The sequence below is a fragment of the Actinophytocola sp. genome, assembly GCF_036402745.1.
GTDB lineage: Bacteria > Actinomycetota > Actinomycetes > Mycobacteriales > Pseudonocardiaceae > Actinophytocola.
The window spans coordinates 20988-32689 of the sequence record NZ_DASWSJ010000058.1; the positions used below are offsets into that span (position 1 = coordinate 20988).

Genomic DNA, 11702 nt, shown 5'->3' on the forward strand with positions numbered 1-11702 from the left:
GGTCACCGGGGCTTCGGGCTGGCCTGGTGGCGGGGTGCCGCGCCCGAGGGGCCGAACGCGGTGAGGAAGCGGTCCCGGAAGGTGTCCATGCGGGTCACCGGGGCGTGCGGGGTCGGGTTCAGGCCGGGTTCCCAGCCCCAGCCGGAGATCCGGTCCAGCACGGCCGGGTCGCGGGCCACGATCGTGATCGGGACGTCGCGGCTCGCGCCGCTGCCGGACACCATCGGGGCCGGCTGGTGGTCGCCGAGGAAGATCAGCACCGTGTTGTCGTTGCCGTAGGTCTCGACGTAGGAGATCAGGCTCTCCAGCGAGTACTCGATCGACTTCCCGTACTCCTTGCGCACGGGCGCCGGGTTGGGCCAGAACTCGTCCGGGGACCTCCCGGCCGCGGGCATCGGGTCGAAGACCGAGCCGTCGCCGACGTTCTTCCAGTCGACCATCGTCGGCAGCGGGGCCCAGGGAGAGTGGCTCGACGTCAGGTCGATCTCCGCCATCACCGGCGCGCGGTCGGCCGGCGCGAGCTCGGTGCGCTGGAAGTAGGACAGCGTGTACTGGTCGGGCATCTTCGAGTAGGTGAACTGCGGGCCCCGGTAGCCGACGTTGTTGGCGCCGTACTGCTTCTCGTAGCCGAAGTAGTCGCCCTCGGGCCAGTCCTTGTTGATCTGCGGCGCGGTGCCGACCGTCCGCCAGCCCGCCCGCTTGAAGGCGCCGGTGAGGGTCAGCCGGTCGGTCACCACCAGCGAGTCGTAGCGCTGCTGGTTGTTGATCCACAGGCCGGACTGCAGCGTGGAGTGCGCGAACCAGCTGCCGCCGCCGAAGGTCGACGACGTGAGGAAGGCGCTGCGCGCGTCGAACCCGGCCGCACGCAGCCGCTTGGTCCCGGCGTCGAGCACCGCGTCGACCCCCGGCGCGATCGCCGGGTCCTCGATGGCGACGCGCCCGTAGCTCTCGACGAAGTTGAGGACGACGTCCTTGCCGCGCAGCCCGGTCAGCAGCTGGTCGCCGCGGATGTTGCGGAAGTGGTCGACGGCCGCCTCCTCGGCGAACCGCTGCGGGTCCAGCAGGTCCGAGCGGACCTGGCGCACCTCGTCGAAGACGTCGTTCGCCGCGGCGTTGGACGCGACCGGTGCCTTCGGGCCGACCTGCACGCCGAGCGCGGCGCACACGACCCAGACGACGCCGACCAACGCCACCGTGCGGGTCGCCGTGGTGCGGTGCCCCACCGCGATGCGGGTGAGCCGCAGGATCGCCAGGGTCATCAGGACGAGGATGGCGCCGACGAGCAGGACGGCGCCGACCACGGCGGCGATCGCGCCGAACCCGCCGACGGACTCCGCGAGGAAGTCCACGCCGGGCCCGAAGAAGCTCCAGTCGAACACCGGGTTGAACGGCCGGTCGAGGGTCTCGTAGAACCCCATGTCGACGAACTTCATGATCGTCAGCAGGCCGAGGCCCACGCCGACGACGCACACCGCGACCCGCCGGGTCCGCGTCGGCAGAACGAGCACGAGGGCCGCGACGAGGAGCGCCTCCAGCGGGATGCGGGCGAACGCCTGGGGCGTGAGCCGGCCGAGTTGGTTCGGGCCGACGAGGGCGAAGAGCACGAGCACGCAGGCCAGCGCGGTGGTCACGCCGGCCAGGACCCGGCGCTTGCGCGACCGGGTGGCCGCGGGTGCCACGGCCAAAGCCACCGCCGCCTGCGCGGTCTCGCGGTGCCGGTGCAGCCAGCCGAGGTCGTAGCCGAACGACCAGGTCAGCGCCGCCAGCGCCAGCCCGGTGAGGACGACCGAGGCCACGTGCGGGAGCAGGTCGGCGGCCGCGACGGTGAGCACGATGCCCTGGGCGGCCGCGACGGTCTTGCGGATCATGCTGTGCGGCAGGTCGGCCCGCAGCCAGGGCAGCACCCGGCCGGCCGCGACGAACGCGTACCGCATGAGGCCGATCGCCAGCACCCACGGGCCGAGCGTGGTGGCGAGGTAGGCGCTCAGCACGAGGATGAGGAACGCGTCGACCTCCATGTCGAACCGCGCGCCGAACGCGGAGACCGTGCCCGTGCGCCGGGCCACCCGGCCGTCGACTGCGTCGGTGGCGAGCGCCACCGCGGCGAGGACGACCAGGGGCGTGACCGGGACAGGCCCAGGGGTGGTGTCCACGACGAGCGCCGTCACGCCGCCCGCGAGGATCGCCCTGGTCATCGTCACCAGGTCGGCCGGCCCGAACGAGCGGGCCCCGAACCGGCGCAGCCCGACGGTGAGCGCGGCCACGCCGACCGTCGCGAACGCGATGCCGGCGAGCCACCCCGCGGGGCCGAGCCCGGCGGCCATGGTCAGCGCCACGAGCAGGACGACCTGCGCGGCCACCCCGGCGGTCATCGTCCGCACCGGAGATGCTGTCTGTTCGGCCACGCGTTCCTCCCGAGGTCTGGTCTCGACGGTCAATACGTCCGGCGGCTCCGGATGGTTCTATGGACTCGACTATTGGGTCGTGACCAGCGCGGTGAACTTCTCATCCACGGGTTGCGTACTGATGGGTGAGCCGAGACCGGACAGACGACCTGGAGGTCCGCGTGACCGTGTCCACCCCCCAGTTCGCCCCGGAGTGGCTCGTGTTGCGCGAGGGCGCCGACGCCGTGGCCCGCTCCGCCGAGCTGCTCGAGCCGCTGCGCGCCCACCTGGCCGACCGGCGGCTCGTCATCCGCGACCTGGGCTGCGGCACCGGCTCGATGGGCCGCTGGCTGGCCAAACGGCTGCCCGGCCCGCAGTTCTGGATCCTCACCGACCGCGACCCCGACCTGCTCGCCCGCGCGGCCGGGAACCTCCCGAGCCAGGCGACGGCGGTCACCGACCTGCGCGATATCACCTCGCTGACCGCCCCGGACCTCGCGGTCACCTCGCTGGTCACCGGCTCGGCGCTGCTCGACCTGTGCACCGCCGAGGAGGTGGCCGCGCTCGCCGCCGCGTGCGTCGAGGCCGGCTGCCCCGCCTACCTCGCGCTCTCCGTGGTCGGCCGGGTCGAGCTCGACCCAGTAGACCCGCTCGACAACCTGCTCGCCACCGCCTTCAACGCCCACCAGCGCCGCACCACCGGCGGCCGGCGGCTGCTCGGCCCGGACGCGGTGGAGGTGGCCGCCGCCGCCTTCGAGAGTCGTGGCGCGACCGTGCTCCGGCGGCCCAGCCCGTGGCGGCTCGGCCCGGCGCAGGCCCCGCTGATGGCCGAATGGCTCCGCGGCTGGGTCGGCGCCGCGGTCGAGCAGGACCCGGACCTGCGCGTGGAGGACTACCTTGCCCGCCGCCTCGCGGCCTGCGCGGCCGGCGAGCTGAGCGTCACCGTCCACCACGAGGACCTGCTGGCGCTGCCCGCGTAGGGTCGGGGCGTGCTCCGGCTGGTCGTCCTGCTCGCTCTGGTCGTGGCGGGGTGCGGGCGTGCCGACGGGTCCTCGGTCGCCGCGTTTCCGGCCGACGTGCCGGCGGACTACCAGCTCGGCGGGGCGTACCCGCCGCCGGACGGTGTGGGGCTGGTGGTGCGCGACCGGACCGCCGCGCCGGCGGATGGGGCCTACAACGTCTGCTACGTCAACGGGTTCCAGACCCAGCCGGACGCGATCGGGTGGTGGCGGCGCGAGCACGACGAGCTGCTGCTGCGCGACGCCCACGGGAACTACGTCGAGGACAAGGAGTGGGGCGAGCTGCTCCTCGACATCACCACCCCGGCCAACCGGGAGGCGATCGCGGGCATCGTCGGGCCGTGGATCGCCGGCTGCGCGGCGGACGGGTACGAGGCCGTGGAGATCGACAACCTGGACACCTACGACCGCTCCGGCGGCCTCGTCGACCGCTCCGCCGCGCTGGCCTACGCGACGCTGCTCACCCGCGCGGCCCACGACGCGAACCTCGCCATCGGGCAGAAGAACGCGCCGGACATCGCCGCCGAGGCGCACGCGGCCGGGTTCGACTTCGCGATCGCCGAGGAGTGCGGCCGCTACGACGAGTGCGCCGGCTACACCGGCGTCTACGGCGACGCGGTCCTGGTGATCGAGTACCGCCGCGAGGACTTCGCCACGACCTGCGCCGGCTTCGGCGACCGGCTGTCCGTGGTCCTCCGCGACGTCGCGCTCACCACCCCGGACGCACCCGAGCACACCTACGACGCCTGCTGAGCGTCACGGATCCCGCCGCCGGGCCGGGAGCAGCTCCCTCCCGGAGATCGACTGCTGGGCCGGCGAGTAGCGTTCGCCCGGTGTCGTCGATGTGTCCGTGCGGCCTGGGGGAGCCCGTCGCCGCGTGCTGCGGGCGGTTGCACTCCGGGCAGGTCCGGGCCGCGACCGCCGAGCAGCTGATGCGGTCGCGGTTCAGCGCGTTCGCCCTCGGCGAGGACGCCTACCTCCTGGCCACGTGGCACCCGTCGACCCGGCCGAAGCGGCTGCGGCTCGACCCGGCACGCGAGTGGACGGGACTCGAGATCGTCGGCCATACCGGTGGCGGGCCGTTCCACACCGAGGGCACCGTCGAGTTCCGCGCCCACTACCGGGCCGGCGGCAAGGCCGGGGTGCAGCAGGAGAACAGCCACTTCGTCCGCGAGGACGGCGCCTGGCTCTACGTCGACGCGCTCTGAGCCATACCTAGGTGGCCGCGAGCGAGCGCAGGGTCCACTTCGCCGGGTGGCCGGAGAGCACCGTCCGGGACAGCGGGGGCACGTCGATGCGCCAGTAGGACCGCGGGGTGGCGAGGATCGCGTGCACCACGGCGGCCTTGATCACCGACGGGTGGGTGACCGCCACGATGCGCCGGTGGTCCCGCGGGAGGTCGTCGAGCCAGCCGGCCGCCCGGTCCAGCAGGTCCATTGTGGACTCGCCGCCGTGTGGCGCGGACGTGGCGTCGGTGAGCCATTCGTGGACGGCGGCCGGGTCGGCCGACGCGAGGTCGCCCAGCGTCCGGCCGGCCCAGTGGCCGTAGTCGCAGTCCCGCAGGCGCTCGTCGATCATGGGGGTCAGGCCCAAGGCGCCGGCGGTCTGGCGGCAGCTGGTCGCGGGGGCGCTGAGGGTCAGGTCGGCGCGGCCGGCGTACGCGGGCGGCGGGGCCTCGATCGGCTCGTCGAGGGGGAACGCCGCGCGGCGGGTCGCCGACGTCGCGGCGTGGCAGATCAGGACCAGGCGGGTGGTCATCCGGCTCCTGCTGGGTGGTGGCCTGCCCGCACGTCCCATTGACAAGGCCGGCCGTTGCTGAATACGTTGCGACTGACCGAGATGGTACGAGGAAGCCGGTGAGAGTCCGGCACGGCCGCGCCACTGTGAGTGCTCAGGCACAAGTCAGACCCCGCGCCATCGTCACGCTCCACGACCGGGCCGCGTGCAGCCCGAGGAGGCGCCATGTCGCAGGCCGTCAGCTCCCCTGCCCCCATTCCCCTCAGCATTCCCAGCATCCCCGTCCGGCAGATCCTGCCGTGGGCCGTCTTCGCCGGGCTGCTGTTCGTCCTGGTGATGTACTTCGTGAGCACCGAGCAGGGCGCGCTGTCCCTTTTCGACGGCACGTACCTGCACGAGCTCGTGCACGACGGCCGGCACCTGCTCGGTTTCCCCTGCCACTGAGCGGCGGACCCATGTCCATGCGCTCGTTGCTTGTCCTCGGCATGCTCGCGGGCCTGCTCGGCGGCGTCCTCGCGTTCGGGTTCGCCTCCGTGTTCGGTGAGCCGCCGGTCGAGGTCGCCATCTCGCTGGAGGACCAGGCCGGTGGGCACGACCACGGCACGGCCGCCGGGGAGCCGGTCACCCGGGACGTCCAGCGCACGCTCGGGCTCGCGATCGCCACCTGCGCGTTCGGCACCGCCCTCGGCGGGTTGTTCGCGCTGGCCTTCGCGTTCGCCCACGGGCGGATCGGCCCGCTCGCCCCACGCGCCACGGCGCTGGTGGTGGCGGCGGTCGGGTTCGTCGCGGTCTGCTTGGTGCCCTACCTCGTCTACCCGCCGAACCCGCCGGCGGTCGGCCGCGCGGAGACGATCGGCGACCGCACGGCGACGTACTTCGCGATGGTCGGGCTCTCCGTCGTCCTGGCGGTGCTCGCGACCTACGCCTACCGCAGGCTCGCCCGCGCGGGCTGGCTCGCGGCCGTGGGCGCCGGCGTCGGGTACGTCGTCGCCGTGGCGGTCGTCGCCGTGCTGCTGCCGCACTTCCACGAGGTGCCGGACGGCTTCCCCGCTCAGCCGCTCTGGGAGTTCCGGGTCGCCTCGCTGGGCACCCAGGCGGTGTTGTGGGCCACGATCGGCGTCGCGTTCGCCGCGCTGCTCGACCGGGCCGCGCACCGCGCCACGAACCGCGCGACGGAGGCCGGGCTCGCCGCCGGGTGAGTGTGCACATAGGACGCATGGAGGGCCGGGCCGGCGAACCCGTCCGAGCCGCCGTGCCATCGCCAGGCCGGCGGCTCGCCGTGGGCCGGGGTGACCGTGGTGCGGTGGAACTCGTGCCCGGTCAGCCTGGTCCCGGCCGGGTGCAGCACCGAGTCGGCGGTCGCGACGACGTCGCGGTAGCCGAGCGTGAGCCGGTCGGTCATGGTGGCGTCGGCGTCGAGCACCCCGCACATCGGGTTGCCGTCGAGGGAACGGGCCAGGTAGAGCAGGCCGGCACACTCGGCGTGCACGGGAACCCCCGAGCCGGCCACCGCGGCCCGCAGCGCGGCGTTGGCGGACAGCTCCGGCGCGTACTGCTCCGGGAAGCCGCCGGGTAGCACCAGTCCGGCGGTGCCGGCCGGCAACGCGGTGTCCCGCAACGGGTCGGCGATCGCGACCTCGGCGCCGGCCGCGCGGAGCAGCTCGACGTGTTCCGCGTAGCCGAAGGTGAACGCCGGTCCGCCCGCGACCGCGACCACCGGCCCGCCACGCACCGGCTCGATCCCCGGCACCCACGGGTCGAACCGCGGGCCGGTCCGTGCCAAGTGGACGATCGCGGCCAGGTCGACGCCGCCGGCCACCAGGTCGGCCATCGCGTCGACCGCCCGCAGCGCGGCCGGCCCGTGCTCGGCGGCGGTGACGAGACCCAGGTGGCGGGACGGCACCTCGACGGCCGCATGCCGGCGCAGCACCCCGAACACCTCCAGGCCCACCTCGGCGCACGCGTCGCGCAGCACCGCCTCGTGCCGGTCCGAGCCGACCTGGTTGAGGATCACGCCCGCGAGCCGCACCTCCGGCCGCCAGGTGCGGAAGCCGTGCAGCAGCGCGGCGAGGCTGGAGCTGTGCCCCCGCGTGTCCACCACCAGCAGCACCGGCGCGCCGAGCAACTCCGCGACGTGCGCGGTGGAGCCGAACCCGCCGCCGCCGACCCGGCCGTCGAACAGTCCCATCACGCCCTCGACGACCGCCAGGTCCGCGCCCGCCGAGCCGTGCGCGAACAGCGGCCCGACGAGCGGCTCGCCGACCAGCACCGGGTCGAGGTTGCGACCGGGCCGCCCGGCCGCGAGCGTGTGGTAGCCGGGGTCGATGTAGTCCGGGCCCACCTTGAACGGCGCGACCCGGTGCCCGGCCCGGCGCAGCGCCGCCATCAACCCGGTGGCCACGACGGTCTTGCCGCTGCCCGACGCGGGTGCGGCGACGACCACCCGGCCTACCACTCGATTCCCTTCTGCCCCTTGGCCCCGGCGTCCATCGGGTGCTTGACCTTGGTCACCTCGGCGACCAGGTCGGCGGCGGCCACCAGGGCCGGGTCGGCGTCCCGGCCGGTGATCACCACGTGCTGGTGCCCCGGCCGGCCGGCCAGCGTCTCGACGACCTCGGCGACGTCCACCCAGCCCCACTTCAGCGGGTAGGTGAACTCGTCGAGCACGTAGAGCGTGTGCCGCTCCTCGGCGAGCCGCCGGGCGATCTCCCGCCAGCCCTCCCGGGCGGCCTCGGCGTGGTCGACCTCGGTGCCGGGCTTGCGCGACCACGACCAGCCGGCACCCATCTTGTGCCACTCCACCGGGCCGCCCTGCCCGGTCCGCTCGTGGACCTCGCCGAGCGCGAGCAGCGCGGTCTCCTCGCCGACCTTCCACTTGGCGGACTTGACGAACTGGAACACCCCGATCGGCCAGCCCTGGTTCCATGCCCGCAGCGCGAGCCCGAACGCGGCCGTCGACTTGCCCTTCATCTCTCCCGTGTGGACGATCAGCAGCGGCCGGCTGCGACGCTGCCTCGTGGTGAGCCCGTCGTCCGGCACGGTCTCCGGCTTTCCTTGTGGCACAGGACATCCCCTCTCAGGCCGCGCGCCGGGCGGCCCGCACGACGCCGGTCACCCGGTCGGCGGACAGCTCGTCGAGCCGCACGCACGCACCGCCGAGGGCACCGGCGAGCCGGGCCGGCAGCCCGAGCCGGACAGGCCCGCGCTCGCAGTCGACGACGACGCTCGCCACGCCGTCCGCGGCGAGCAGGCCGGCCGCGCGCAGGGCGTCCTCGACGGGGTCGGCGGCGATCGGCACGGTCGCGCGGCCGTCGGTGACCAGCACGAGCAGCGGCCGGCGTTGCGGGTCGCGGAGCCGTTCGACCGCCAGCGTGCGCCGGGCGCGCAGCAGCCCCTCGGCGAGCGGGGTGCGGCCCCCGGTGCCGAGCCCGCGCAGCCGGGCGACCGCGGCCTCCACCGACGATGTCGGCGGGAGGACGAGGTCGGCCCCCGTACCGCGGAAGGTGACCAGGCCGACCTTGTCGCGGCGCTGGTAGGCGTCCAGCAGCAGCGAGATCACCGCGCCGGTGACCGCGGACATCCGCTTGCGGGCGGCCATGGAACCCGAGCCGTCCACGGCGAACAGCACGAGGTTGGCTTCCCGGCCCTCGCGGACCGCGTGCCGCAGGTCGCCGGCCCGCAGCAGCACGCCCGCGCCGGTGCGGCCGCGGGCGACTTGGTGGGGTGCGGCGGCGGTGAGCGTGCCGACGAGGTGGACGCCGCGGCCGTGGGTCGGTGACGCGCGCAGCGTGCGGCCGGCCGCCGAGCGGGCCCGGGACCGGCGGCCGGGTGCGCCCTCGCCGAGGCCGGCCACCTCGAGCAGCCTGGCCCGGAACGCGGGGTCGGGCGCGGCCGCCGGCGGTGTCGCCGGCTGGTCCCGCGGCGCCCCGTTTCCATCCACAGTGGACTCCTCGGGGGCGGGCGCGCCGCCGTCCGGGTCGTCGGGTCCGCGCTCCGGTGGCTCGGCGCTCTCGGCGGCGTCGCGCAGGGCCTGCTGGAGGGTCTCCTCGTCGATGCCGGGCTCGTCGAACGGGTCGCGGCGCCTGCGGTGGGGGAGCGCGAGCCGGGCGGCGACCTCGACGTCGCGCTCCTCGACCGCCCCGGCGCCCCGCCACGCGGCATGTGCCACCGCGGCGCGGGCCAGCACGAGGTCCGCCCGCATGCCGTCCACGTCGAACGACGCGCACAGCGCGGCGATCCGGCGCAGCTCCGCGTCGGGCAGCCGGACCGCCGGCAGGGCGGTCCGCGCGGCGACGATCCGCCGCGCCAGCTCGGTGTCCGATGTGGACCACCGGGCGGCGAAGGCGGCCGGGTCGGCCTCGAACGCGAGCCGCCGCCGGATCACCTCCGCACGCGTGTCGACCTCGCGGGCCGCGGCCACCTCGACGGTGAGCCCGAACCGGTCGAGCAGCTGCGGCCGCAGCTCGCCCTCCTCGGGGTTCATCGTGCCCACCAGCAGGAACGACGCCGCGTGCGAGACCGACACGCCTTCCCGCTCGACGTGCGCGCGGCCCATCGCCGCGGCGTCGAGCAGCAGGTCCACGAGGTGGTCGGGCAGCAGGTTGACCTCGTCGACGTAGAGCACGCCCCGGTGTGCCGCGCAGAGCAGGCCCGGCTGGTAGGCGCGGACGCCGGCGGTGAGCGCGCGCTCCAGGTCGAGCGAGCCGACGAGCCGGTCCTCGGTGGCGCCGACCGGCAGCTCGACCAGCCGGGCCGGCCGGGTGGCGGCCGCGGGGTCGTGTGGTGCGTCCGGGCAGGCGGGGTCCGGCGCGGCGGGGTCGCAGCTGAACCGGCAGCCCTCGACGACCGCGACGGGTGGCAGCAGCGCGGCGAGGCCACGCACGACGGTGGACTTGGCCGTGCCCTTCTCGCCCCGCACGAGCACGCCGCCGATGGCGGGATGTACGGCGTTGAGCAGGAGAGCCAGCCGCAGATCGTCGTGACCGACGACGGCCGAGAACGGGTAACCCGCGGTCATTCGCTGTCCTTCCCCGGGTCCGCGCCCGAGTCGGTGCATCAGCGGGGGGCGAGTGTCTGGCTCCCGGATCGCTCCGGTCACAGTGGCGGGACCGCACCAGGTTCACACTGGTTTCCTCGCACACCCTGCTGTTCGTCTCCCGCATCGTGTCAGAAGTCCGGACCCGTGGCCAGCAGGGCCCACTCACCGTGAGCGGAGCGAGCCGATGTCGCCGTGAGCGGAGCGAGCCGATGTCGCCGTGAGCGGAGCGAGCCGATGTCGCCGTGAGCGGAGCGAGCCGATGTCGCCGTGAGCGGAGCGAGCCGATGTCACCGTCGATTACGGTGCACGCCCGTGGAACCAATCACCGTTGTCGGGATCGGTGCCGACGGCTGGGCCGGCCTGTCGCCCGCGGCTCAGGACGCGCTGGGGCAGGCCGAGGTGCTCGTCGGCAGCGGTCGGCAGCTCGGGCTGGTGCCGGCGGGCGATGCGACGAGGGTCACGTGGCCCTCGCCCATGCTGGCGGCGGTCGAGCCGTTGCTCGCCGAGCATGCCGGGCGGCGGGTCTGCGTGCTGGCGAGCGGCGACCCGATGCTGTTCGGGATCGGCGGCACGCTCGCGCGGCTGCTCGGCCCGGAGTCCTTGCGGGTGATCCCGCACGCGTCGGCGGTCTCGCTGGCGTGCGCGCGGCTCGGCTGGCCGGCCGAGGACGTCGAGGTCGTGAGCCTGGTCGGCCGGCCGGTCGAGTCGCTGCTGGTGCTGCCCGACCGCCGGGTGCTGGTGCTCAGCGCCGACGGCGACACGCCGGCGCGGGTGGCGCAGCTGTTGCAGGCCCGCGGGTTCGGGCCGACCACGATGACCGTGCTCGAGGAGCTGGGTGGGCCGGCCGAGCGGCGGCACGAGGGCACGGCCGCGGCGTGGTCGGCACCGGTCGGCGGGCTGAACGTGATCGCGCTCGACTGCCGCGCCGCACCCGGCGTCACCTCGCTCGGCCGCGGCCCCGGGCTGCCGGACGACGCCTACGAGCACGACGGCCAGCTCACCAAGCGCGAGGTCCGCGCGGTCACGCTCGCCGCGCTCGGCCCGCTGCCCGGGCAGCTGCTGTGGGACGTCGGCGCCGGGTCGGGCAGCGTCGCCATCGAGTGGATGCGCACGCACCCGACCTGCCGGGCGGTGGCCGTCGAGTCGCGGCCGGAGCGGGTCGAGCGGATCGAGAGCAACGCCCGGATGCTCGGCGTCCCCGGCGTGCGGGTGGTCCACGGCCGGGCGCCGGACGCGCTGCACGGGCTCCCGACGCCGGACGCGATCTTCGTCGGCGGCGGGCTGACCGGCGACGGCGTGCTCGACGCGTGCTGGGCGGCGCTGCCCGAGGGCGGGCGGCTCGTCGCCAACGCGGTGACGCTGGAGTCCGAGGCGGTGCTCACCCGCTGGCAGGCGACCGTGGGTGGCACGCTCACCAAGCTCGAGATCAGCAGGGCGGCCCCGGTCGGCGGCTTCACCGGGTGGAAGCCGATGATGCCGGTGACCCAGTGGGAGGTGGCGCGAACATGACCGAACTTTCCGCCG

The 11702-nt window shown here is 74.8% G+C and carries 10 protein-coding genes, 1 pseudogene and 1 riboswitch; of the genes and pseudogenes, 6 read left to right on the plus strand and 5 right to left on the minus strand.

The features are described from left to right. Positions 1 to 2 precede the first annotated feature (2 nt). Positions 3 to 2405: a CDP-alcohol phosphatidyltransferase family protein gene (locus VGD70_RS06065; protein WP_331078968.1), complete on the minus strand. Its 2403-nt coding sequence runs from the start codon at positions 2403 to 2405 to the stop codon at positions 3 to 5. Between the two features lie 161 nt (positions 2406 to 2566). On the opposite strand from VGD70_RS06065, the gene VGD70_RS06070 reads away from it, so the two are divergent. The 3 genes from VGD70_RS06070 to VGD70_RS06080 all read left to right on the plus strand — a co-directional run bounded on the left by VGD70_RS06070 (position 2567) and on the right by VGD70_RS06080 (position 4611). Further along, a complete protein-coding gene (locus VGD70_RS06070) occupies positions 2567 to 3364 on the plus strand; it encodes a class I SAM-dependent methyltransferase (protein ID WP_331078970.1) in 798 nt (265 codons plus the stop codon). 9 nt (positions 3365 to 3373) lie between these two features. Then, positions 3374 to 4156: an endo alpha-1,4 polygalactosaminidase gene (locus VGD70_RS06075; RefSeq protein WP_331078972.1), complete on the plus strand. Its 783-nt coding sequence runs from the start codon at positions 3374 to 3376 to the stop codon at positions 4154 to 4156. Between the two features lie 89 nt (positions 4157 to 4245). Continuing rightward, complete coding sequence (locus VGD70_RS06080; RefSeq protein ID WP_331078985.1) at positions 4246 to 4611, plus strand: YchJ family protein; 366 nt, start codon at positions 4246 to 4248, stop codon at positions 4609 to 4611. 7 nt (positions 4612 to 4618) lie between these two features. On the opposite strand, the gene VGD70_RS06085 is transcribed toward VGD70_RS06080, so the two are convergent. Continuing rightward, positions 4619 to 5161 carry a histidine phosphatase family protein gene (locus VGD70_RS06085; protein ID WP_331078973.1) on the minus strand — a complete coding sequence of 181 codons (543 nt, stop codon included), beginning with the start codon at positions 5159 to 5161 and terminating at the stop codon, positions 4619 to 4621. A gap of 204 nt (positions 5162 to 5365) precedes the next feature. On the opposite strand from VGD70_RS06085, the gene VGD70_RS06090 reads away from it, so the two are divergent. Beyond that, entirely contained in the window at positions 5366 to 5584 is a 219-nt protein-coding gene (locus VGD70_RS06090) for a CbtB domain-containing protein (protein WP_331078975.1), read from the plus strand. Positions 5585 to 5625: 41 nt separating this feature from the next. Next, positions 5626 to 6219 (plus strand): annotated as a pseudogene (locus tag VGD70_RS06095) (CbtA family protein); the annotation flags it as partial. On the opposite strand, the gene VGD70_RS06100 reads toward VGD70_RS06095, so the two are convergent. From VGD70_RS06100 to VGD70_RS06110, 3 genes are read right to left on the minus strand one after another with little or no spacing between them, the layout of a single operon-like run. Next, on the minus strand, positions 6192 to 7583 hold the full coding sequence (locus VGD70_RS06100; protein ID WP_331078977.1) for a cobyrinate a,c-diamide synthase: 1392 nt from the start codon (positions 7581 to 7583) through the stop codon (positions 6192 to 6194). The pseudogene VGD70_RS06095 and the gene VGD70_RS06100 overlap by 28 nt on opposite strands. Before the next feature lie 5 nt (positions 7584 to 7588). Beyond that, positions 7589 to 8203, minus strand: a complete 615-nt coding sequence (gene cobO / locus VGD70_RS06105) for a cob(I)yrinic acid a,c-diamide adenosyltransferase (RefSeq protein ID WP_331078979.1) — start codon at positions 8201 to 8203, stop codon at positions 7589 to 7591. 13 nt (positions 8204 to 8216) lie between these two features. Beyond that, positions 8217 to 10157 carry a putative cobaltochelatase gene (locus VGD70_RS06110; protein WP_331078981.1) on the minus strand — a complete coding sequence of 647 codons (1941 nt, stop codon included), beginning with the start codon at positions 10155 to 10157 and terminating at the stop codon, positions 8217 to 8219. Positions 10158 to 10187: 30 nt separating this feature from the next. After that, a riboswitch (cobalamin riboswitch) is annotated at positions 10188 to 10298 on the minus strand. Between the two features lie 192 nt (positions 10299 to 10490). Between VGD70_RS06110 and cbiE the strand changes: the two genes are divergently transcribed. Continuing rightward, entirely contained in the window at positions 10491 to 11687 is a 1197-nt protein-coding gene (gene cbiE / locus VGD70_RS06115) for a precorrin-6y C5,15-methyltransferase (decarboxylating) subunit CbiE (protein WP_331078983.1), read from the plus strand. Positions 11688 to 11702 lie beyond the last annotated feature (15 nt).